Origin of the sequence: Caulobacter sp. 17J80-11 (genome assembly GCF_014349105.1) — a bacterium.
In the GTDB taxonomy this organism is placed as follows: domain Bacteria; phylum Pseudomonadota; class Alphaproteobacteria; order Caulobacterales; family Caulobacteraceae; genus 17J80-11.
Genome location: NZ_JACSJI010000002.1, coordinates 32,910 through 53,409 on the forward strand (window position 1 = coordinate 32,910; position 20,500 = coordinate 53,409).

Consider the following 20,500-nt stretch of genomic DNA (forward strand, 5'->3'; position numbering starts at 1 on the left):
CGGGCCTATCGTTTTTGCGGACGCCCGCGTCCTGAGGAATCCCTCAGGGTCGGTCTTTGAAATGGTTCAGAGGACGCGGCGACAGCCACCGTCAGGAATACGAGCGATATGGATCGTCAGAACATCCGCATCCGGCTCAAGGCCTTCGATCACCGCGTGCTGGACCATTCCACGCGCGAGATCGTGAATACGGCCAAGCGCACGGGCGCCCAAGTCCGGGGGCCGATCCCCCTGCCGACGCGCATCGAGCGCTTCACCGTCAACCGTTCGCCGCACGTCGACAAGAAGTCGCGCGAACAGTTTGAAATCCGCACGCACAAGCGCGTGCTCGACATCGTCGACCCCACCCCGCAGACCGTGGACGCGCTGATGAAGCTCGACCTGTCCGCCGGCGTGGACGTCGAGATCAAGATCTAAAGGCGGGATCCGATGCGTACGGGCGTGATCGCCAAGAAGCTCGGCATGACGCGTTTCTTCGATGATGAAGGAGCGCACGTGCCGGTGACCGTGCTGGCTCTCGACGGCTGCCAAGTCGTCGGCCAGCGCACCCAGGACAAGGACGGCTACGTCGCGCTGCAGCTCGGCGCCGGCGCCAAGAAGGCGAAGAACACCCCGCAGCCTCTGCGTGGCCAGTTCGCCAAGGCGTTGGTCGAGCCCAAGCGGGTCGTGACCGAATTCCGCGTCTCTGAAGAGAACCTGATCGAAGTCGGCGCGGAAATCACCGCGGACCACTTCGTTCCCGGCCAGCGCGTCGACATTCAAGGCGTGACCGTCGGTAAGGGTTTCGCCGGCGCCATGAAGCGCTGGAACTTCGGCGGCATGCGCGCCACCCACGGCGTGTCCGTGTCGCACCGTGCCCACGGTTCGACCGGTCAGCGCCAGGACCCCGGCAAGGTCTTCAAGAACAAGAAGATGGCCGGTCACCTCGGTGTTGAAACCGTCACCACCCAGAACCTGTCGGTCTACCGCGTCGATCTCGACCGCGGCCTGATCATGATCAAGGGCGCCGTCCCGGGCGCCGAAGGTTCGTACGTGAAGATCCACGACGCCGTGAAGCGTGCGCTGCCGGCCGACGCGCCGAAGCCGGGCGCGTTCCGCAAGGCGGGCGCTCAGCCGGTCGAAACCCCGGTTGAAGCCGCTCCGGCGGTCGAAGCCTCGAACGGGGGCGAAGAGCAATGAAGATCGACGTGATCAACCTGGACGGCGGCAAGGCCGGCTCGGTCGAGCTGTCGGACGAAGTCTTCGGCATCGAAGAGATCCGTCCGGACATCCTGCAGCGCTGCGTGGTGTGGCAGTTGGCCAAGCGCCGCGCCGGCACTCACAAGGTGCAGACCCGGAACGAGAACTCTCGCACCGGCAAGAAGATGTACAAGCAGAAGGGCACCGGCGGCGCCCGTCACGGTTCGCGCCGTGCGCCGCAGTTCGTCGGCGGCTCGCGCGCCTTCGGCCCGGTCGTCCGCTCGCACGAGATCGACCTGCCCAAGAAGGTCCGCAAGCTGGCCCTGCGCCACGCCCTCTCGTCGAAGGCCAAGGCCGGTTCGCTGGTCATCCTCGACCAGGCCGCGCTGGAAGCCCCGAAGACCGCGGCCCTGCGCGCTCAGTTCGAAAAGCTCGGCCTGAAGAACGCGCTGATCATCGCCGGTCCGGCGGTCGACACCAACTTCGGCCTGGCGGCTCGCAACATCCCGCACGTGGACGTGCTGCCGGACGCCGGCCTGAACGTCTACGACGTCCTGCGTCGCGACACCCTCGTGCTGACGCGCGCGGCGGTCGAGGCGATCCAGGCGCGCTTCTCTGAGGAGGCTGCGTGATGGCCGCCACCGCTCGCCACTACGACACCATCCTGGCGCCGCTGATCACCGAAAAGTCGACCCTGCTCTCCGAGCAGAACAAGGTCGTCTTCAAGGTGGCGCACGACGCCTCCAAGGATGAAATCGCCGCCGCTGTCGAAGCGCTGTTCAACGTCAAGGTCACCAAGGTCAACACCGTGGTCACCAAGGGCAAGACCAAGCGCTTCCGCGGCATCCTCGGCCGTCGTTCGGACGTCAAGAAAGCGATCGTGACCCTGCAAGAGGGCCAATCGATCGACGTGACCACGGGGCTCTGAGACCATGGCTCTGAAGCAATTCAATCCGACCTCGCCGGGCCGTCGCGGCCTCGTCCTGGTCGACCGGTCCGAGCTCCACAAGGGCAAGCCGGAAAAGGCCCTCGTCGAAGGCCTGACCAAGAAGGGCGGCCGCGGCGGCGGCGGCCGCATCGCCGTCCGCTTCCGCGGCGGCGGCGCCAAGCGCCTGTACCGCATCATCGACTTCAAGCGCCGCAAGTGGGACATGCCCGCGACCGTCGAGCGCCTGGAGTACGACCCGAACCGCTCGGCCTTCATCGCCCTGGTGACCTACCAGGACGGCGAAAAGGCCTACATCCTCGCGCCGCAGCGGCTTAAGGCCGGCGACGTGGTGGTGGCCGGCGAGAAGGTCGACGTGAAGCCGGGCAACGCCATGCCGCTGCGCTCCATGCCGATCGGCACCATCATCCACAACGTGGAGATGAAGCCGCTGAAGGGCGGCCAGCTGGCCCGCTCGGCCGGCGCCTACGCCCAGCTGGTCGGCCGTGACGCCGGCTACGCCCAGATCCGTCTCGGCTCGGGCGAGCTGCGCATGGTGCTGGACAGCTGCATCGCCACGGTCGGTGCGGTGTCCAACCCGGACCACATGAACCAGAACCTCGGCAAGGCCGGTCGTACGCGTCACATGGGCTTCCGTCCGCACGTTCGCGGCGTGGCCATGAACCCGATCGACCACCCGCACGGCGGCGGTGAAGGCCGCACCTCGGGCGGCCGTCACCCGGTCAGCCCGACCGGCAAGCCGACGAAGGGTTCCAAGACCCGCAAGAACAAGGCGACGGACAAGTTCATCATCCGTAGCCGTCACGTGAAGAAGGCTCGCTAACGATGACCCGTTCCGCCTGGAAAGGTCCGTTCGTCGACGGCTATCTGCTGAAGAAGGCCGACGCCCTTCAGTCGTCGGGCCGCAAGGACGTGATCAAGACCTGGTCGCGCCGCTCGACCATCCTGCCGCAGTTCGTCGGCCTGACGTTCGGCGTCTACAACGGCCACAAGCACGTGCCGGTCCTCATCTCCGAGGACATGGTCGGCATGAAGCTCGGCGAATTCGCGCCGACCCGCACCTTCTACGGCCACGCGGCCGACAAGAAGGCCAAGAGGAAGTAGGGCGATGGGCAAGGCTTCTAATCCCCGCCGCGTCGGCGCGGCCGAGGCTCGTGCGAAGGTGGTCAACCTGCGCACCAGCCCGCGCAAGCTGAACCTGGTCGCCGCGTCGATCCGCGGTCTGCCGGTCACGCGTGCGCTCAACGAGCTGGAGTTCAGCCACAAGCGCATCGCGAAAGACGTTCGCAAGGCGCTGTACTCGGCGATCTCCAACGCCGAGAACAACCACAACCTCGACATCGACAACCTGGTCGTCGCCGAGGCCTTCGTGGGCAAGAACCTGGTGATGAAGCGTTTCTCGGCCCGCGCTCGCGGCCGGGCCTCGCGCATCGAGAAACCCTTCTCCGAGATCACCATCGTGGTCCGTGAGCTCGGCGCGGAGGCCGCCTGATGGGTCAGAAAGTCAATCCGGTCGGGCTCCGGCTCGGCGTCAACCGCACGTGGGACAGCCGCTGGTTCGCCGGCCGCAAGGACTACGCGCGTCTGCTGCACGACGACCTGAAGCTTCGTGAGGAGCTGAAGAAGCGCCTCTCGGGCGCCGGCGTGTCGCGCATCATCATCGAGCGCCCGCACAAGAAGTGCCGCGTGACGATTTACGCCGCCCGTCCGGGCGTCGTGATCGGCAAGAAGGGCGCGGACATCGACAAGCTGCGCAAGGACATCGGCAAGCTGACGGAAGGCGAAGTCTTCCTGAACATCGTCGAAGTGCGGAAGCCCGAGACCGACGCCCAGCTGGTGGCCGAGAACATCGCCCAGCAGCTCGAGCGCCGCGTCGCCTTCCGTCGCGCCATGAAGCGCGCCATGCAGTCGGCCATGCGTCTGGGCGCCAAGGGCATCCGGATCAACGTGTCCGGCCGTCTGGGCGGCGCCGAAATCGCCCGCATGGAATGGTACCGCGAAGGCCGCGTGCCGCTGCACACCCTGCGCGCCGACATCGACTACGGCTTCATCGAAGCCAAGACGACCTACGGCGTCATCGGCGTGAAGGTCTGGGTGTTCAAGGGTGAAGTGCTCGAGCACGACCCGATGGCCCAGGACAAGCGTTGGGCGACCGAGGCCGCCGGCCCGTCGTCGAGCGAAGGTCGCGAGCGTGGTGATCGCGGTCCCCGTGGTCCGCGCGGTCCGCGTCGCGAGCGCGGTCAGGCCGAGGGCTAAGAGTCATGCTGCAACCGAAGAAAACCAAGTACCGGAAGGCGTTCAAGGGCCGTATCCACGGCAACGCCAAGGGTGGCTTCCTGCTGAACTTCGGCTCTTACGGCCTGAAGTCGCTGGAGCCGGAGCGCCTGACCGCTCGTCAGATCGAGGCCGCCCGTCGGGCGATCACGCGTCAGATGAAGCGTCAGGGCCGCGTCTGGATCCGGGTGTTCCCCGACCTGCCGGTCACCGACAAGCCGGCTGAAGTCCGGATGGGTAAAGGCAAGGGCGCGGTGGATTACTGGGCCGCGCGCGTCCACCCGGGCCGCATCCTGTTTGAAATCGACGGCGTGCCGGACGACGTGGCGCGCGAAGCGCTGCGTCTCGGCGCCGCCAAGCTGCCGGTGCGCACGAAGGTGGTGACCCGCCTCGACGCCGGCATCGCCGCCGCGGAGTGATCAAGATGGCGAAGATCGGCGATCTCCGGGGCATGACCCCGGACCAGCTCCAGGACGAGCTTCTGAAGCTCAAAAAGGAGCAGTTCAACCTGCGCTTCCAGGCCGCCACGGGTCAGCTTGAAAAGACCCACCGTGTCGACGAGGTGCGCAAGGCCATTGCGCGCATCAAGACGCTGCAAGGCGCCCAGAAGTCGGCCTGAGGAAGAGACGAATATGCCGAAGCGAATTCTCGAAGGCGTGGTCGTCTCCGACAAGGGAGAGAAGACCGTCGTCGTGAAAGTGGAGCGGACGATCCTGCACCCGGTTCTGAAAAAGACCGTGCGGCTGTCCAAGAAGTACCACGCTCACGACGAGGCCAACGCCTACAAGACCGGCGAAATTGCTCGCATCGTCGAGTGCGCGCCGAAGTCGAAGCTGAAGCGCTGGGAAGTGCTGCCCAAGGGCAGCGCCCCGGCCGCCGAATGAGTGGAAGGATCTAACTCATGATCCAGATGCAGACTAACCTGGATGTCGCCGACAATTCCGGCGCCCGCCGGGTCATGTGCATCAAGGTGCTGGGCGGCGCGAAGCGCCGTTACGCGCACGTCGGTGATCTGATCGTCGTTTCCGTGAAGGAAGCGATCCCGCGTGGCCGCGTGAAGAAAGGCGACGTGCTCCGCGCGATCGTCGTCCGCACCTCGAAGGACATCAAGCGCAAGGACGGCTCGGTGATCCGCTTCGACAAGAACGCGGCCGTGATCGTCAACAAGCAGAGCGAGCCGATCGGCACGCGGATCTTCGGCCCGGTTCCCCGCGAACTGCGCGCCAAGAACCACATGAAGATCATCTCCCTGGCGCCGGAGGTCCTGTAAATGGCCGCGAAGATCAAGAAGGGCGACCGCGTCGTCGTCCTGACCGGCAAGGACAAGGGCCGTCAGGGCACCGTCCTGAAGGTCAATCCGACCGAAAACCGCGTGCTGGTGGAAGGCGTCAACGTCGTCCAGCGGCACACCCGCCCCTCGCAGGTGAACCCGCAGGGCGGCATCGTGAACAAGGAAGCGCCGATCCACGTGTCCAACGTGGCCTTCGTCGACCCCAAGTCCGGCGGCGCGACCCGCGTCGGCTTCCGGATCGAAGGGGACAAGAAGGTGCGCGTGGCCAAGAAGTCCGGCGAGGTCATCAATGGCTGATACCGCTAAGTATGAGCCGCGGCTGAAGACCGTTTATCGCGAGCGCATCCGCGCGGCGATGAAGGAGCAGTTCGCCTACTCCAACGAAATGCAGGTCCCCAAGCTCGACAAGATCGTCGTGAACATGGGCATCGGCGAAGCGGTGGCGGACTCCAAGAAGGTCAACGCCGCCGTGAAGGACCTGGCCGCGATCACCGGCCAGAAGCCGCTGCCGACCAAGGCCCGCAAGTCGATCGCCCAGTTCAAGCTGCGCGAAGGCATGGTTGTCGGCGCCAAGGTGACCCTGCGCCAGGACCGCATGTACGAGTTCCTGGATCGTCTGATCACCATCGCGCTGCCGCGGGTGAAGGACTTCCGGGGCCTGAACGGCAACTCGTTCGACGGGCGTGGCAACTACGCCATGGGTCTGAAGGAGCACCTGGTGTTCCCGGAGATCAACTACGATCAGATCGACCAGATCTGGGGCATGGACATCGTCGTCTGCACCACGGCCGGGACCGATCAGGAAGCCAAGGCGCTCCTGAAAGAGTTCCAGTTCCCGTTTACGGCGTAAGGGCGGGGGAGAAGCACAATGGCTAAGAAAAGCGCCGTCAACCGCAACGAGATGGTCAAGCGTCTCGTCGCGCAGTACGCCGAAAAGCGGGCCGCCCTGAAGGCGATCGCCAACGACGAAGGCCGTCCGCTGGAGGAGCGCTTCGAAGCGCGCCTGAAGCTGGCCGAACTGCCGCGCAACTCCGCGCAGAACCGCATCCGCAACCGTTGCGAGGTGACGGGCCGTCCGCGCGCCTATTACCGCAAGCTCAAGATGTCCCGTATCTCGCTGCGCGACCTGGCGTCGCTCGGCCAGATCCCGGGCATGACCAAGTCGAGCTGGTGAGGACCCCCCGATGGTGAACGATCCTCTCGGCGATATGATCGCCCGCATCAAGAACGCCGCGACCCGCAAGCGTTCGAAGGTGCTGACCCCGGCCTCCAAGCTGCGCCAGCGCGTCCTCGACGTGCTGCAGGGCGAGGGCTACATCCGGGGCTACAACCTGGTGGAAACGCCGGGCGAGTTCCCGCAGTTCGAGATCGAGCTGAAGTACTTCGACGGCCAGCCGGTGATCGCGGAAATCGCCCGCGTGTCGAAGCCGGGCCGCCGGGTCTATTCGTCGATCAAGGACCTGAAGCCGATCAAGAACGGCCTCGGGATCTCGATCCTGTCCACGCCCAAGGGCGTGATGTCCGACAACGCCGCGCGCGACGCCAACGTCGGCGGCGAAGTGCTCTGCCGCGTCTACTAAGGCGAGGCGAGGGAAACAGAACATGTCTCGGATCGGCAAAAAGGCGATCGCTGTCCCGTCGGGCGTCCAGGTGACGCTCGCCGGCCAGTCGGTCACGGTGAAGGGCCCCAAGGGCCAACTCGCCTGGACCGTCGCCGACGAAATCGAAGTGAAGCACGAGGGCGGCGAAATCACGCTGACCCCGCGCGAAGACACCCAGCGCGCCCGCGCCATGTGGGGCCTGTCGCGCACGCTCGTCGGCAACATGGTCGAGGGCGTGACGAAGGGTTACGAGCAGGCGCTCGAACTGGTCGGCGTCGGTTACCGCGCCGCCATGAAGGGCACCGCCCTGTCGCTGCAGCTGGGCTTCAGCCACGACGTCGACGTCGCGGCTCCGGCCGGCATCACCTTCACGGTGCCGAAGCAGACCGAGATCCGCATCTCGGGCATCGACAAGCAGGTCGTCGGCGAGACCGCCGCGCGCATCCGCAAGATCCGTCCGCCGGAGCCCTACAAGGGCAAGGGCGTCCGTTACGCGGGCGAAAAGGTCCGTCGTAAGGAAGGCAAGAAGAAGTAAGCCATGGCGCTCTCTCCTCGCGAAATCAACAAGCGCCGCGCCGAGCGCAACCGCATTCGGCTCAAGGCGGTCTCGAACGGGCGTCTGCGCCTGTCGGTCTTCCGTTCGTCGAAGAACATCTACGCTCAGGTCATCGACGACGAGCGCGGCGTCACCGTGGCGGCCGCGTCTTCGATCGAAGGCGACAGCAAGCGTGGGTCGGACAAGGCCGCGGCCGCCAAGGTCGGGGCCCTGGTCGCCCAGCGTGCGATCGAACAGGGCGTCAAGGACGTCGTGTTCGACCGCGGCGGCTACATCTACCACGGCCGGGTCAAGGCCCTGGCCGACGCCGCGCGCGAAGCCGGCCTGAACTTCTAAGGGGATCGCAATGGCCCGTCCGAACGAAGAACGCCGCGATCGCCGCTCGCGTGAACCGGAAGAGCAGTCCGACATCGTCGAAAAGCTCGTCCACATCAACCGCGTCGCCGCCACCGTGAAGGGTGGCCGTCGCTTCTCCTTCGCCGCTCTGATGGTCGTCGGCGACCAGAAGGGCCGCGTCGGTTTCGGTCATGGCAAGGCGCGTGAAGTGCCGGAAGCCATCCGCAAGGCGACCGAAGAAGCCAAGAAGGCGATGATCCGCGTCCCGCTGCGCGAATCCCGCACCCTGCACCACGACGGCGCGGGCCGTTGGGGCGCCGGCAAGGTGATGATGCGCGCGGCCCCTCCGGGCACCGGCGTGATCGCCGGCGGTCCGATGCGCGCCGTGCTGGAAACCCTGGGCGTCCAGGACGTGGTCGCCAAGTCGACCGGCTCGTCCAACCCCTACAACATGGTTCGTGCGACGTTCGAGGCCCTCAAGGTCCAGAGCTCGCCGCGCCAGGTTGCTAACAAGCGCGGCAAGAAGGTGGGCGACATCATCGGCCGCCGTAACGACGGCGCTTCGGCGCCCGACGCCATCGAGGGCTGATCATGGCTAAGGTCACCGTTCGTCAAACCGCCAGCCCGATCCGTCGCACCGACGACCAGCGCGCGACGCTGAAGGGTCTGGGCCTGAACAAGATCGGTCGGGAGTCCACGCTCGAGGACACCCCCTCCGTTCGCGGCATGATCGCCAAGGTCGCCCACATGGTCGCCGTGGTGAAGGAAGAGGCGTAAGCCTCTCTCCTGAAATGCTTGCGTCGGACCTGGTCCGACGCTAACCCTCGCCGCTCGCCTCGTGTCGGGATTCCCTGGCATGAGGCGAAGCGCATTTTCAAAGCCGAGTCGGGGAGGGGACTTCCCGGCGCAGATCTCCGAGGAGAGGCTGACATGACGAAGTTGAACGAACTCCGCGACAACGCCGGCGCCCACAAGGGCCGCATGCGCGTCGGCCGTGGCCCGGGCTCGGGCAAGGGCAAGACCTCGGGTCGCGGCGTGAAGGGTCAGAAGTCCCGTACCGGCGTGGCGCTGGCGGGCTTCGAAGGCGGCCAGATGCCGCTGCACATGCGCATGCCCAAGCGCGGCTTCAACAACCCGTTCCGCCTGAAGCTGGTCGAAGTGAACCTGTGGCGCATCGCCAAGGCGATCGAAGCCGGCAAGCTCGACGCCAAGGCCACCATCGACGCGGCCGCCCTGAAGGCCGCCGGCGTGATCCGCCGCGAACTGGACGGCGTGCGCCTGCTGGGCCACGGCGAAGTCTCCGCCAAGCTCGACCTGGCCGTCTACTCGGCCTCGGCCTCGGCCGTGAAGGCCGTGGAAGCCGCCGGCGGCAAGATCGCCCAGGCGCGCCCGCAAGCCGAAGAGACCGCGGCCTAAGCGCACTCGCGCCGGCCCCAACCTTCGCCTATTTGAGGCGGGTCTAGAGTTTCGGGGGTTCTCGAATGGCCTCGGCTGCTGAACAGCTCGCCGCGAATATGAACATCGGCGCCTTCGCCAAGGCGACCGAACTGCACAAGCGCCTGTGGTTCACCCTGGGCGCGCTGATCGTCTACCGGCTCGGGACCTACATTCCGATCCCGGGCATCAACGCCGACGCCTTCGCCGCCGCCTTCGGGCAGTCGCAGCAGGGCATCCTGGGCATGTTCAACATGTTCTCGGGCGGCGCGGTGCAGCGCATGGCGATCTTCGCGCTCAACGTGATGCCCTACATCTCGGCGTCGATCATCGTGCAGCTGCTCGGCACGATCTACGGGCCGTGGGAGAAGCTGCGGAAGGAAGGCGGGGAGGCGGGGCGCAAGACGCTCAACCAGTACACCCGCTATCTGACCGTGGTGCTGGCCCTGGCCCAGTCGTTCGGCATCGCCATCGGCCTGCAGAACGCCCAGGGCCTGGTGGACCATCCCGGCATCGTCTTCCTGCTGTCGACGGTCACCACCCTGACCGGCGGCACCATGTTCCTGATGTGGCTTGGCGAACAGGTGACCAGCCGCGGCGTCGGCAACGGCGTGTCGCTGATCATCTTCGCCGGCATCGTCGCGGCGCTGCCGGGCACGATCGCCAACCTGCTGGGCCTGGCTCAGCAGGGGCAGGTGAGCGGCTTCGCCCTGTTCACCATCGCCCTGCTGCTGATCGGCGCGATCTTCTTCATCGTGTTCATGGAGCGCTCGCAGCGCCGGCTGCTGATCCAATATCCGAAGCGCCAGGTCGGCAACCGCATGTTCGGCGGCGAGAGCTCGTTCCTGCCGCTGAAGATCAACACCGCCGGGGTCATTCCGCCGATCTTCGCCTCGTCGCTGCTGCTGCTGCCGACCACCGCCGCACAGTTCCTGGCCGGGCCGAACGCGCCGGAATGGGCCCAGTGGCTCACCCCGGTGACCAGCACGCTGCACCACGGCCAGCCAGTGTTCATCGCCCTCTACGCGGCGCTGATCATCTTCTTCTCCTTCTTCTACACGTCGATCGTGTTCAATCCGGAGGAGACGGCCGAGAACCTGCGCAAGTACGGCGGCTTCCTGCCCGGTATCCGCCCCGGCAAGCGCACGGCCGAGTATCTGGACCACGTGCTGAGCCGCCTGACGGCCATCGGCGCCGGCTACATCACTCTGGTGTGCCTGCTGCCCGAGACCTTCATCGCCCGGTTCGGCAACAACCTGGCGTTCGGCGGCACCTCGATCCTGATCGTCGTGTCGGTGACCATGGACACCGTCGGCCAGATCCAGTCCCACCTGCTGGCCCACCAGTACGAGGGCCTGATCAAGAAGGCCAAGCTGCGGGGAGCGCGCGGTCGATGAACCTGATTCTGTTCGGCCCGCCGGCGGCGGGGAAGGGCACTCAGGCGAAGCGCCTGGTCGCCGAGCGCGGCATGGTCCAGCTGTCCACCGGCGACATGCTGCGCGCCGCCCGCGCCTCGGGCTCCGAGCTCGGCCAGCGCGTCGCGGCCGTGATGGACGCCGGCGGCCTCGTCACCGACGAGATCGTCATCGCCCTGATCGAAGAGCGTCTGCCGGAGGCTGAAGCCGCCGGCGGGGCGATCTTCGACGGCTTCCCGCGCACCGTGGCCCAGGCTGAAGCGCTGGACGCCATGCTGGCCAAGCGCGGCCGCAAGATCGACCGGGTCGTCCGTCTGAAGGTGGACGAGGACGGTCTGCTGGCCCGCGTCGCCAAACGATTCGCCGAGGAAGGCCGTCCGGACGACAATCCGGAGACCTTCAAAGTGAGGCTCGCCGCCTACAACGCCCAGACCGCCCCGCTGCTGCCGTACTACGCCGCGCAGGGCAAACTGGCCGAGGTCGACGGCATGGGAACGGTTCAGGAGGTCGCCGCCGGCATCGACGGCGCCCTTGGTTCGGTTCCCGCTTAACCCATTGACGGAAGCGTTTTCATCCCTATAACGGGGCGCTTCCGCGAAAGGGCGCGATTTCGCGCGCCGGCTCTCAGTACCGTTGTGGGGCGAGAGCCGGGGCGTCGTCGTCGTGTCCTCCACGCGTTCAGGAGACTTCAGACGTGGCCCGTATCGCAGGCGTCAACATTCCGACCAATAAGCGCGTTGAAATCGCGCTCCAGTACATCCATGGCATCGGCCAGAAGAACGCCCGTGACATCATGGAGAAGGTCGGGATCGACCAGGCTCGTCGCGTCAACCAGCTGACCGACGCCGAAGTGCTGCAGATCCGCGAGACCATCGACCGTGACTACACCGTCGAAGGCGATCTGCGCCGTGAAGTTTCGATGAACATCAAGCGCCTGATGGACCTGGCCTGCTACCGCGGCCTGCGTCACCGCAAGGGCCTGCCGGTCCGCGGTCAGCGCACCCACACCAACGCTCGGACCCGCAAGGGCCCGGCCAAGCCGATCGCCGGCAAGAAGAAGTAAGGCTGAAGTCCGATGGCCAAGGAACCGGCTCGCGTTAAACGCCGCGAACGTAAGAACATCACCTCGGGCGTGGCGCACGTGAACGCCACGTTCAACAACACCATGATCACCATCACCGACGCGCAGGGGAACGCCATCTCCTGGTCGTCGGCCGGGGCCATGGGCTTCAAGGGTTCGCGTAAGTCGACCCCGTACGCCGCGCAGGTCGCCGCCGAAGACGCGGGCCGCAAGGCGATGGAACACGGCGTGAAAACGCTGGAAGTGAACGTGGCGGGCCCGGGTTCGGGCCGCGAGTCGGCTCTGCGTGCGCTGCAGGCGGTGGGCTTCACCATCACCACCATCCGCGACGTCACGCCGATCCCGCACAACGGCTGCCGCCCGCCCAAGCGTCGTCGCGTCTGATCGCCGTCGCTTACCTTTTCCGCCGGTCGGTCCGGGGCTCGATGCAGCCTGCGGCCGGCCGGCGAAACCCGTTCGAGGGACCGAATCCGTGATCGAAAGAAACTGGCAAGAACTGATCCGTCCCGAGAAGCCGCAGATCGAGTCCGGCGTCGACAGCCAGCGCAAGGCGCGGCTGGTCGCCGAGCCGCTCGAGCGCGGCTTCGGCGTGACGCTCGGCAACGCCCTTCGCCGGGTGCTGCTGTCGTCGTTGCAGGGCGCGGCGGTCACCGCCGTCCAGATCGACGGTGTCGTGCACGAGTTCTCCTCGATGGAGGGCGTGCGTGAAGACGTCGTCGACATCATCCTGAACATCAAGCAACTGGCCCTGCGCATGCACGCCGAGGGCCCGAAGCGCATGACCCTGCGCGCCACCGGCCCCGGCCCGGTGACCGCCGGCCAGATCGACCTGCCGTCGGACATCGAAGTGCTGAACCCCGACCACGTGCTCTGCACGCTGGACGAGGGCGCGTCGGTGCGCATGGAGTTCACCGTTCAGAACGGCAAGGGCTACGTCCCGGCCGAGCGCAACCGCCCTGAGGACGCCCCGATCGGCCTGATCGCCGTCGACGCCCTCTACAGCCCGGTCAAGCGCGTCGCCTACCGCGTCGAGCCGACCCGCCAGGGCCAGTCGCTCGACTACGACAAGCTGATCATGGAAGTGGAGACCAACGGCGCGGTTTCGCCGGTGGACGCCGTGGCCTACGCCGCCCGCATCCTGCAGGACCAGCTGCAGATCTTCATCACCTTCGAAGAGCCGAAGAAGCCGTCGGCCGAAGAAGGCAAGCCGGAGCTGCCGTTCAACCCGGCTCTGCTGAAGAAGGTCGACGAGCTGGAGCTGTCGGTCCGTTCGGCGAACTGCCTGAAGAACGACAACATCGTCTACATCGGCGATCTGATCCAGAAGACCGAAGCCGAGATGCTGCGGACCCCGAACTTCGGCCGCAAGTCCTTGAACGAGATCAAGGAAGTGCTGCAGAGCATGGGCCTGGCGCTTGGCATGGACGTGCCGAACTGGCCGCCGGAAAACATCGAAGACCTGGCCAAGAAGTTCGAAGACCAGATCTAAGGTCGACGCTTCAGGGTTTAGTGTTTCAGGACCGGCTCCGAGCTCACGCTCGGGGCCGGTTCGCTTTTTATAGGAGCGCGATTTCGGTCAGCCGAGCGCGCACCGCTTACCGGGAAGGCGCCCAAAACCCTGTCCCGGTAACCTCGGCTCCGCCTGGAGCCGACGCCTGGAACGGGCCGCGCCAAGAGGTTTGCGGCCTTCGCGTCCGGGCTGATTTTGGGGGATCGGCCAGGCTGCGCGCCGCCGATCTCATGGAGATTGACCGATGCGTCACGGTTCCGCCCACCGCAAACTGGGTCGTACGACCAGCCACCGTACCGCCATGTTCGCCAACATGGCCGCCTCGCTGATCAAGCACGAGCAGATCACCACCACCCTGCCGAAGGCGAAGGAACTGCGTCCCTTCGTCGAGAAGCTGGTGACCCTGGCCAAGCGCGGCGACCTGCACGCCCGCCGCATCGCCATCAGCCGCGTCCGTGACGTCGAGCAGGTCGGCAAGCTGTTCGCCGTGATCGGCCCGCGCTACGCCGAGCGCAACGGCGGCTACATCCGCATCATGAAGGCCGGCTTCCGCTACGGCGACGACGCTCCGATGGCCGTCATCGAGTTCGTCGACCGCGACGTGAACGAGAAGGGCAAGGACTCCGGTCCGAAGCTGGAAACCTTCGCCGGCGAAGAGTGATCCTTCTCACCTGAGAAGTCGAAAGGCCCCGGAACCCAGGTTCCGGGGCCTTTTCTTTGCCCGCCGCCGCCCGGTGTCGTCCGGGGGCGGCTACTCCCGCGACAGGTCCTGGCGCTGGAACACGACGCCGGCCGCGACGACCGGGAGGATCACCCAGCCCGCCAGCGAGGCCGTAGCGGACCAGATGGTGGCCGCGGGCAGGGCGGCGCCGCCGAGCCCGGCGCGCAGGAGCTCCACCGCCAGGCCGGGCAGGGCGAGGAAGGCCCAGAGCGGCGGGGTCGCGAGGTCGCCGGGGCCGAGCTGGCTCATCATCAGCGCCTGGACCACGCCCAGCACGATGGGGGTCATGACGGCGGCCAGGATCGAACGGCTGACCACCGCCGCCAGAGCGCCGACGGCCAGGGGCTGCAGGACCTGCAGCCAGCTGATCAGGAACAGGCCGGCGAACTGCGGGCCGAAGTCGTGACCGCCGTTCCAGACGGTGGGCGCATGGCGGCCGACCGCGCCGATCAGACCGGCGGCGATACCGGCGAAGGCGATCAGCGCCACGCTGGCGGCGGCCGCGGCGGCGACGACCAGGGCCTTGGCGGCGAGCAGGTTCGCGCGGCTGTTGCGCGGGGTCAGCAGCCGCCAGGTCTCCCAGCGGTATTCACCGCCGAACACGGACGCGCCGGCGATCAGCAGGAACAGCTGGGTGAAGGGCGAGCCGGCGTCGGCGACCGCCTTCAGCATCACGCGGGCGAGATCCAGGGCCGGGATCACGTGCGAGCGGGCCACTGCGCCGCGGAACCAGAGCTCCACGCCGACGCCGATCACCAGCGCGACCAGCGGCACGAACAGGAAGCCCCAGAACAGGGCGGCGCGATTGCGCCAGAGCTTGAAGCCTTCGCAGGCCAGGGCGTCAGCCAGCACGGGCGTCTCCGGTCTGCTGCAGGAACACGCGCTCCAGGTCGCCGCCGACCCAGCGCGCCTCGGTGATTTCGACCCCGCGTTCCACCAGGGCGCGGATCAGGGCCGGCGCCTCGGCGCGGTCGACCTGGGCCAGCACGCCGTCGCTGTCGCGCACGCCGCGGGCGCCCAGGACTTCGAGGACGGAGTCGACCGGCGTGGCGACGAGGCGCAGGCGCTCCTGGCCGGCGACCAGGTCGGCGACCCGGCCCTGAGCGGCGAGGCGGCCGCGATCGATGATGGCGACGCGGTCGCAGACCTTCTGCACCTCGGCCAGCTGGTGGCTGGCCAGCACGACGGTGACGCCGTCGCGGTCGGCCAGGCTGCGGATGAAGGCGCGCATCTCCTGGATGCCGGCCGGGTCCATGCCGCTGGTCGGCTCGTCCAGGATCACCAGCGGGGGATCGCCGAGCAGGGCGGCGGCGACGCCCAGGCGCTGCATCATGCCGACCGAGAAGCCGCGGACGTTGCGCTGGGCCGCCTCGGCCAGACCGACCCGTTCGAGGCGCGCGAGGACGTCGGCGTCGGTCAGGCGCACGCCGCCGGCCAGCGCCAGCATCTGCAGGGTCTGCACCGCCGTCAGGAAGGGCGGGAAGCGCGGGGTCTCGATCATCGAGCCGATCCGCCGCGGCCGGCCCGCCGGCTCGCCGCGCACCAGCGCCCGGCCGTCGGTGGGCCGGACCAGGCCCAGCCAGATGCGGAACAGGGTGCTCTTGCCGGCTCCGTTCGGGCCCAGCACGCCGAACACGCCGCCCTCCGGCACTTCCAGGCTGAAGCCGTCCAGCGCCTTCACGGGGCCGAAGGTCTTGGTCAGGTCCAGGGCCTGCAGGACGGCGGTCATGGCCGCAGATTCGCGGGCAGGCGTGGCGGTCGGGCGATCATTGGCGGACTCGCGTTCTTCGGGCTCACCATGCGGCCGGGCGGCGCGGGTCGCAAGGTGAAGCTCGGGAGTTTCACAGGGCTTCCCTTCGCCACAGTCCCGCCTAAATTTTCCGTCCAGCTTCGTGTGTCGAACGAGCCGCCGAGACTTCCATGAGCCGCCAACGACTTCTCTTCGCCTCCCTCGCCCTGCTGGCCGGCGCCGCCCCTCTGGTGGGCTCCGCCCAGGACCACGTCCCCGACCGCGCCGCCCAGGACCAGGGCTTCGCCACGGCCCAGCTTTCCGAGCCCACGCGCCGCCCGCCGGCCGACGTCGGCGCTATGAAGACCTCCTTCTCTCCCGTGGTGAAGCGGGCCGCGCCTGCGGTCGTGAACGTCTACGCCCGCCGCACCGTGCGCCAGCGGGTCGATCCCTTCTGGGACATGTTCGGCGGCGGCGTGCCGCGCGAGCGCGTCGAACAGTCGCTGGGCTCGGGCGTGATCGTCCGCCCCGACGGCGTGATCGTCACCAACAACCACGTGGTGGAGGGCGGCCAGGAGTTCATGGTCGTGCTGCACGACCGCCGTGAATTCCCGGCCAAGGTGCTGCTGGCCGACTCGCGCTCCGACCTGGCCGTGCTGAAGATCGACACCGGCGCCGAGCGGCTTCCGATCCTCGCCATCGACGACCGCGAGGACCTGCAGGTGGGCGATCTGGTGCTGGCCATCGGCAACCCGTTCGGGGTGGGCCAGACGGTCACCAACGGCATCGTCTCGGCCCTGAACCGCACCGACGTCGGCATCACCGACTACAGCTTCTTCATCCAGACCGACGCGGCGGTGAACCCGGGCAATTCCGGGGGCGCCCTGGTCGACATGGACGGCGACCTGGTCGGCGTGAACACCGCCATCTTCTCGCGTTCCGGCACGTCCAGCGGCGTCAGCTTCGCCATTCCGTCGGCCATGGTCCGCCGCGTGGTCGAAAGCGCGGTCGGCGGCGGCCAGACGGTCGTGCGGCCGTGGCTGGGCGTGAAGTCCGAGCCGGTCACCGCCGAGATCGCCCGCAGCCTGGCCCTGCCGCGCCCCGAAGGCGTGCTGGTGGCCGACGTCTACCCCAACGGCCCGGGCGCGCGCGCGGGCCTGCGCCAGGGCGACGTGGTGCTGTCGGTGGACGGCGGCGCGGTCAACGACACGGCCGGCCTGAACTTCCGCGTGGCCACCAGGCGGCCCGGCGACACCGTGACCCTGGCGGTCCTGCGCGAAGGCCGCCAGCAGACGCTGAAGGCCCGTGTCGAGCCGCCGCCGGCCTCGCCGGCCAAGGAGGAGCGCACCCTGGACGGCCAGAACCCGATGAACGGCGCCGTGGTCGCCAATCTGTCGCCGGCCTCGGCCGACGAGCTGGGCCTGGATCCGTTCGCCGGGCCCGGCGTGGTGGTCACCCGCATTTCGGGACGCAGCTACGCCGGCTCGGCCGGCTTCCGGCCGGGCGACATCGTCCGCGAGGTCAACGGCCGCAGGATCCAGAGCACCCGCGACCTGCTGGCCGCGCTCGGCGAGCCGGCGCGAGGCTGGGCCGTCACCATCGAGCGAGACGGCCGGCTGATCACCGGGCAGTTCCGCGGCTAGCGCCAGGGGGCGGGGAGGGCTTCAGCCCTTCACCGGCCCCACCACGCCCCAGACGTGGCCGAACGGGTCGCGCAGCTTGCCGGCGCGGCCGTAGAACTCGTCGTGGAGGGGGCGGATCACCTGCGCGCCCGCCTGCACCGCCCGGTCGAACCAGGCGTCGGCGTCGTCGACGGTCAGGTAGACCGACGAGGTCGTGCCCCCCAGCGCCTCCGGCGAGCGGCACCCGGTCAGGTCCTCGGGGAACTCGTCCGACAGCATCACCTCGCCGCCGTTCACCTTGAGGGTGGCGTGGCCGATGCGGTTCTCGTGCGGATAGGTCTCCACCACCTCGGCGGCGAAGGCGCGCCGGTAGAAGTCCAGGGCGCCGTGGCCGTCGTGGACCATCAGGTAGACGCCGACGGGGGCGTAGTCGCGTGTGTCAGCCATTCGCCTTGCCCTTGCTCTTGGAGGCGATCGACCAGGAGAAGCCGAACGGGTCGGTGAGCTGGCCGTAGCGGTCGCCCCAGAACTGGTCGGCCAGCGGCATCTTCACGCTGGCGCCGGCCTCCAGCGCCCGGTTCCACCAGGTGTCGGCGTCGTCGACCTCGAGGTGGATGGTCACCCCGCCAGGCGCAGACGCCGTCGCGCCGCCTTTGAATTCGGGGAAATCGTCCGACAGCATCACCGTCTCGCCGTTGATCTTCAGGTGGCTGTGCATCAGCCGTTTCCCGTCATCGGCGTCGTTGCGGTAGGCCTCGCGGGCGTCGAAGGCGCGCTTGTAGAACTCGACGGCCTCCTTGCCGCGGCCGTCGCGCACGGTCAGGTACGGGCTGACGGCCGAGTACTTCTCGTCGCTCATAGACGCCTCCTGGGTCGGGAGCGGCCATAGAGCACGAACGCCGCGCCGGCCGCCACCTTCGGCGACCGATGTTCTGGCGGGTTTCCCCTCGCGCCGGCTCCGCCGGAGCACTAGGTTCCCGGCCATGAGCGATCTGTTCGAGGCCGCCGGCCTCACCCCCAAGGCGCCGTCGCCGCTGGCCGACCGGCTGCGGCCGCAAAAGCTGGAGGAGGTTGTCGGCCAGGACCATCTGCTGGGCCCTGGCGCGCCGATCCGGCGCATGGTCGAGGGCGGCCGGCTGACCTCCATGATCCTGTGGGGGCCGCCCGGCACCGGCAAGACGACCATCGCTCGCCTGTTGGCCAAGGAGGCCGGCTACGAGTTCCAGCAGATCTCGGCCGTGTTCTCCGGCGTCGCCGACCTGAAGAAAGCCTTCGAGCAGGCGCGCGCCCGGCGCATGGCCGGCCAGGCCACCCTGCTGTTCGTCGACGAAATCCACCGCTTCAACCGCGCCCAGCAGGACGGCTTCCTGCCGTACGTGGAGGAGGGGACCGTCACCCTGGTGGGGGCGACCACCGAGAACCCGTCCTTCGAGCTGAACGGGGCGCTGCTGTCGCGGGCCCAGGTCTACGTCCTGCGTCGGCTGGACGAGGCGGCGCTGAACCTGCTGCTGGACCGGGCCGAGGCGTTCGAAGGGCGGCCGCTGCCCTTGCTGCCGGAGGCGCGCGAGGCCCTGCTGGCCATGGCCGACGGCGACGGTCGCTACCTGCTGACCCTGGCGGAGACCCTCTACGCCATCGGCCCGTCCGAGCCGATGTCCACGACCGAGCTGGGCGCCCTGCTGCAGAAGCGGTCGCCCGCCTACGACAAGGACCGCGAGGAGCACTACAACCTCATCTCGGCCCTGCATAAGTCGGTGCGCGGCTCCGATCCGGACGCGGCCCTCTACTGGCTGGCGCGCATGCTGCAGGGCGGCGAGGACCCGCTCTATGTCGCGCGCCGCGTGGTGCGCATGGCGGTCGAGGACATCGGCGAGGCCGACCCGCTGTCCATCCTGGTCGCCAACGCCGCCAAGGACACCTACGACTTCCTGGGCTCGCCGGAGGGCGAACTGGCCCTGGCCCAGGCCGTCGTGCACCTGGCCACCGCGCCGAAGTCGGTGGGCGTCTACAACGCCTGGAAGGCGGCCAACCGCGCCGCGCGCGAGACCGGCTCGCTGGCCCCGCCGGCGCACATCCGCAACGCGCCCACCAAGCTGATGAAGCAGCTGGGCTATGGGGCGGGCTACCAGTACGACCCGGACACCGAGACCGGCTTCTCCGGCCAGAACTACTTCCCCGACGGCATGGCCCGGCAGACCTTCTACAAGCCGAAGGGCGAGGGGCACGAGGCCAAGATCAAGGACCGGCTGGACCGCTGGGCCGCCATGCGCGCGCGCAAGGGCGGGGACGCCGACTAGTCGCCTCGCCCCGAACCGGCCTAGGCTCGCGCCATCACCTGGGGAGGGGACACCATGCCGATCGAGACGAGCGCCGGGGCGAAGACGCCGTGGCATCTGTGGGCCGTGGGCGTGATCAGCCTGCTGTGGAACGCCTACGGCGGCTACGACTTCGTCGCCAGCCTGACGCAGGGCGAGGCCTACTTCCGCGCCGCGGGCATGACCGACGCCCAGATCGCCTACTTCAACGCCATGCCGGGCTGGATGATGGTCCCCTGGGCCATGGGCGTATGGGGCTCGGTGGCCGGCAGCGTGCTCCTGCTGCTGCGCATGCGCTGGGCGCTGCACGCCTTCGTGGTCTCGCTGGTCGGCCTGTCGACCAGCCTGGTCTACACTTACCTGCTCTCGAATGGCGGTTCGGTGATGGGCGGATCGCACCTGATCCTGAACGGCGTCATCTTCGCCGCGCTGGCCTTCTTCACCTGGTACGCCTGGGCCATGGCCAAGCGCGGGGTGCTGCGCTGAGCCC

The 20,500-nt window shown here is 67.9% G+C and carries 34 protein-coding genes; 30 read left to right on the forward strand and 4 right to left on the reverse strand.

Annotation, left to right across the window (positions count from 1 at the left end; all coding sequences use genetic code 11):
- The first annotated feature begins 108 nt into the window (after nucleotides 1-108).
- From rpsJ to rplQ, 27 genes are all read left to right on the forward strand, one after another.
- Nucleotides 109-417: a 30S ribosomal protein S10 gene (gene rpsJ, locus H8B08_RS02535; protein WP_163260966.1), complete on the forward strand. Its 309-nt coding sequence runs from the start codon at nucleotides 109-111 to the stop codon at nucleotides 415-417.
- Nucleotides 418-429: 12 nt separating this feature from the next.
- Nucleotides 430-1,179 carry a 50S ribosomal protein L3 gene (gene rplC, locus H8B08_RS02540; RefSeq protein WP_187448666.1) on the forward strand — a complete coding sequence of 250 codons (750 nt, stop codon included), beginning with the start codon at nucleotides 430-432 and terminating at the stop codon, nucleotides 1,177-1,179.
- Nucleotides 1,176-1,811, forward strand: a complete 636-nt coding sequence (gene rplD, locus H8B08_RS02545) for a 50S ribosomal protein L4 (RefSeq protein ID WP_187448667.1) — start codon at nucleotides 1,176-1,178, stop codon at nucleotides 1,809-1,811. The genes rplC and rplD overlap by 4 nt, the downstream gene beginning before the upstream one ends.
- Nucleotides 1,811-2,107: a 50S ribosomal protein L23 gene (locus tag H8B08_RS02550; protein ID WP_163260963.1), complete on the forward strand. Its 297-nt coding sequence runs from the start codon at nucleotides 1,811-1,813 to the stop codon at nucleotides 2,105-2,107. Before rplD ends, H8B08_RS02550 begins: the two co-directional genes overlap by 1 nt.
- Before the next feature lie 4 nt (nucleotides 2,108-2,111).
- Nucleotides 2,112-2,948, forward strand: a complete 837-nt coding sequence (rplB, locus tag H8B08_RS02555; protein WP_163260962.1) for a 50S ribosomal protein L2 — start codon at nucleotides 2,112-2,114, stop codon at nucleotides 2,946-2,948.
- A 2-nt stretch (nucleotides 2,949-2,950) separates the two neighbouring features.
- Nucleotides 2,951-3,229 (forward strand): 30S ribosomal protein S19, encoded by a 279-nt coding sequence (gene rpsS, locus H8B08_RS02560; protein WP_163260961.1) that lies wholly within the window; start codon nucleotides 2,951-2,953, stop codon nucleotides 3,227-3,229.
- 4 nt (nucleotides 3,230-3,233) lie between these two features.
- The gene (gene rplV / locus H8B08_RS02565; RefSeq protein WP_163260960.1) at nucleotides 3,234-3,617 is read left to right on the forward strand and encodes a 50S ribosomal protein L22; all 384 of its coding nucleotides are present in this window, start codon (nucleotides 3,234-3,236) and stop codon (nucleotides 3,615-3,617) included.
- A complete protein-coding gene (gene rpsC / locus H8B08_RS02570; RefSeq protein WP_163260959.1) occupies nucleotides 3,617-4,381 on the forward strand; it encodes a 30S ribosomal protein S3 in 765 nt (254 codons plus the stop codon). Before rplV ends, rpsC begins: the two co-directional genes overlap by 1 nt.
- A 5-nt stretch (nucleotides 4,382-4,386) precedes the next feature.
- Nucleotides 4,387-4,818: a 50S ribosomal protein L16 gene (gene rplP, locus H8B08_RS02575; RefSeq protein WP_163260958.1), complete on the forward strand. Its 432-nt coding sequence runs from the start codon at nucleotides 4,387-4,389 to the stop codon at nucleotides 4,816-4,818.
- A 5-nt stretch (nucleotides 4,819-4,823) separates the two neighbouring features.
- Entirely contained in the window at nucleotides 4,824-5,018 is a 195-nt protein-coding gene (gene rpmC / locus H8B08_RS02580; protein ID WP_163260957.1) for a 50S ribosomal protein L29, read from the forward strand.
- 13 nt (nucleotides 5,019-5,031) lie between these two features.
- Nucleotides 5,032-5,283 carry a 30S ribosomal protein S17 gene (gene rpsQ, locus H8B08_RS02585; protein WP_163260956.1) on the forward strand — a complete coding sequence of 84 codons (252 nt, stop codon included), beginning with the start codon at nucleotides 5,032-5,034 and terminating at the stop codon, nucleotides 5,281-5,283.
- Nucleotides 5,284-5,300: 17 nt separating this feature from the next.
- The gene (gene rplN, locus H8B08_RS02590; RefSeq protein WP_163260955.1) at nucleotides 5,301-5,669 is read left to right on the forward strand and encodes a 50S ribosomal protein L14; all 369 of its coding nucleotides are present in this window, start codon (nucleotides 5,301-5,303) and stop codon (nucleotides 5,667-5,669) included.
- Nucleotides 5,670-5,987, forward strand: a complete 318-nt coding sequence (gene rplX / locus H8B08_RS02595; protein WP_187448668.1) for a 50S ribosomal protein L24 — start codon at nucleotides 5,670-5,672, stop codon at nucleotides 5,985-5,987. It begins immediately after the preceding gene.
- A complete protein-coding gene (gene rplE / locus H8B08_RS02600; RefSeq protein ID WP_187448669.1) occupies nucleotides 5,980-6,540 on the forward strand; it encodes a 50S ribosomal protein L5 in 561 nt (186 codons plus the stop codon). The genes rplX and rplE overlap by 8 nt, the downstream gene beginning before the upstream one ends.
- A gap of 18 nt (nucleotides 6,541-6,558) precedes the next feature.
- Nucleotides 6,559-6,864 (forward strand): 30S ribosomal protein S14, encoded by a 306-nt coding sequence (gene rpsN / locus H8B08_RS02605; RefSeq protein WP_163260952.1) that lies wholly within the window; start codon nucleotides 6,559-6,561, stop codon nucleotides 6,862-6,864.
- 10 nt (nucleotides 6,865-6,874) lie between these two features.
- Complete coding sequence (rpsH, locus tag H8B08_RS02610; protein WP_163260951.1) at nucleotides 6,875-7,270, forward strand: 30S ribosomal protein S8; 396 nt, start codon at nucleotides 6,875-6,877, stop codon at nucleotides 7,268-7,270.
- A gap of 22 nt (nucleotides 7,271-7,292) precedes the next feature.
- The gene (rplF, locus tag H8B08_RS02615; RefSeq protein WP_163260950.1) at nucleotides 7,293-7,826 is read left to right on the forward strand and encodes a 50S ribosomal protein L6; all 534 of its coding nucleotides are present in this window, start codon (nucleotides 7,293-7,295) and stop codon (nucleotides 7,824-7,826) included.
- Nucleotides 7,827-7,829: 3 nt separating this feature from the next.
- Entirely contained in the window at nucleotides 7,830-8,183 is a 354-nt protein-coding gene (rplR, locus tag H8B08_RS02620; RefSeq protein ID WP_187448670.1) for a 50S ribosomal protein L18, read from the forward strand.
- A 10-nt stretch (nucleotides 8,184-8,193) separates the two neighbouring features.
- Nucleotides 8,194-8,772, forward strand: a complete 579-nt coding sequence (gene rpsE / locus H8B08_RS02625; protein WP_163260948.1) for a 30S ribosomal protein S5 — start codon at nucleotides 8,194-8,196, stop codon at nucleotides 8,770-8,772.
- A gap of 2 nt (nucleotides 8,773-8,774) precedes the next feature.
- Nucleotides 8,775-8,960, forward strand: coding sequence for a 50S ribosomal protein L30 (gene rpmD, locus H8B08_RS02630; RefSeq protein ID WP_163260947.1), 186 nt, complete (start codon nucleotides 8,775-8,777; stop codon nucleotides 8,958-8,960).
- A gap of 153 nt (nucleotides 8,961-9,113) precedes the next feature.
- Nucleotides 9,114-9,599, forward strand: a complete 486-nt coding sequence (gene rplO / locus H8B08_RS02635; RefSeq protein ID WP_187448671.1) for a 50S ribosomal protein L15 — start codon at nucleotides 9,114-9,116, stop codon at nucleotides 9,597-9,599.
- Nucleotides 9,600-9,664: 65 nt separating this feature from the next.
- Nucleotides 9,665-11,014, forward strand: a complete 1,350-nt coding sequence (gene secY, locus H8B08_RS02640; protein ID WP_187448672.1) for a preprotein translocase subunit SecY — start codon at nucleotides 9,665-9,667, stop codon at nucleotides 11,012-11,014.
- On the forward strand, nucleotides 11,011-11,583 hold the full coding sequence (locus H8B08_RS02645) for an adenylate kinase (RefSeq protein WP_187448673.1): 573 nt from the start codon (nucleotides 11,011-11,013) through the stop codon (nucleotides 11,581-11,583). Before secY ends, H8B08_RS02645 begins: the two co-directional genes overlap by 4 nt.
- 143 nt (nucleotides 11,584-11,726) lie before the next feature.
- Nucleotides 11,727-12,095 (forward strand): 30S ribosomal protein S13, encoded by a 369-nt coding sequence (rpsM, locus tag H8B08_RS02650; protein ID WP_187448674.1) that lies wholly within the window; start codon nucleotides 11,727-11,729, stop codon nucleotides 12,093-12,095.
- 12 nt (nucleotides 12,096-12,107) lie between these two features.
- Entirely contained in the window at nucleotides 12,108-12,497 is a 390-nt protein-coding gene (gene rpsK, locus H8B08_RS02655) for a 30S ribosomal protein S11 (RefSeq protein ID WP_163260942.1), read from the forward strand.
- Between the two features lie 88 nt (nucleotides 12,498-12,585).
- Entirely contained in the window at nucleotides 12,586-13,602 is a 1,017-nt protein-coding gene (locus H8B08_RS02660; protein WP_163260941.1) for a DNA-directed RNA polymerase subunit alpha, read from the forward strand.
- 265 nt (nucleotides 13,603-13,867) lie between these two features.
- A complete protein-coding gene (gene rplQ / locus H8B08_RS02665) occupies nucleotides 13,868-14,284 on the forward strand; it encodes a 50S ribosomal protein L17 (RefSeq protein WP_187448675.1) in 417 nt (138 codons plus the stop codon).
- Nucleotides 14,285-14,374: 90 nt separating this feature from the next.
- Here the strand turns inward: rplQ and H8B08_RS02670 are convergent, their stop codons facing one another.
- Together H8B08_RS02670 and H8B08_RS02675 are read right to left on the reverse strand one after the other, a co-directional pair.
- Nucleotides 14,375-15,196 (reverse strand): ABC transporter permease, encoded by an 822-nt coding sequence (locus H8B08_RS02670; RefSeq protein ID WP_187448676.1) that lies wholly within the window; start codon nucleotides 15,194-15,196, stop codon nucleotides 14,375-14,377.
- Entirely contained in the window at nucleotides 15,186-16,073 is an 888-nt protein-coding gene (locus tag H8B08_RS02675; protein WP_187448677.1) for an ABC transporter ATP-binding protein, read from the reverse strand. Before H8B08_RS02675 ends, H8B08_RS02670 begins: the two co-directional genes overlap by 11 nt.
- A gap of 191 nt (nucleotides 16,074-16,264) precedes the next feature.
- On the opposite strand from H8B08_RS02675, the gene H8B08_RS02680 reads away from it, so the two are divergent.
- Nucleotides 16,265-17,716 (forward strand): DegQ family serine endoprotease, encoded by a 1,452-nt coding sequence (locus H8B08_RS02680; protein ID WP_187448678.1) that lies wholly within the window; start codon nucleotides 16,265-16,267, stop codon nucleotides 17,714-17,716.
- Between the two features lie 21 nt (nucleotides 17,717-17,737).
- Here the strand turns inward: H8B08_RS02680 and H8B08_RS02685 are convergent, their stop codons facing one another.
- Both H8B08_RS02685 and H8B08_RS02690 read right to left on the reverse strand, forming a co-directional pair.
- Nucleotides 17,738-18,142 carry a VOC family protein gene (locus H8B08_RS02685; protein ID WP_187448679.1) on the reverse strand — a complete coding sequence of 135 codons (405 nt, stop codon included), beginning with the start codon at nucleotides 18,140-18,142 and terminating at the stop codon, nucleotides 17,738-17,740.
- A complete protein-coding gene (locus H8B08_RS02690) occupies nucleotides 18,135-18,554 on the reverse strand; it encodes a VOC family protein (RefSeq protein WP_187448680.1) in 420 nt (139 codons plus the stop codon). Before H8B08_RS02690 ends, H8B08_RS02685 begins: the two co-directional genes overlap by 8 nt.
- 124 nt (nucleotides 18,555-18,678) lie before the next feature.
- On the opposite strand from H8B08_RS02690, the gene H8B08_RS02695 reads away from it, so the two are divergent.
- On the forward strand, nucleotides 18,679-19,992 hold the full coding sequence (locus tag H8B08_RS02695) for a replication-associated recombination protein A (RefSeq protein WP_187448681.1): 1,314 nt from the start codon (nucleotides 18,679-18,681) through the stop codon (nucleotides 19,990-19,992).
- Nucleotides 19,993-20,046: 54 nt separating this feature from the next.
- A complete protein-coding gene (locus tag H8B08_RS02700) occupies nucleotides 20,047-20,496 on the forward strand; it encodes a hypothetical protein (RefSeq protein ID WP_187448682.1) in 450 nt (149 codons plus the stop codon).
- Nucleotides 20,497-20,500 lie beyond the last annotated feature (4 nt).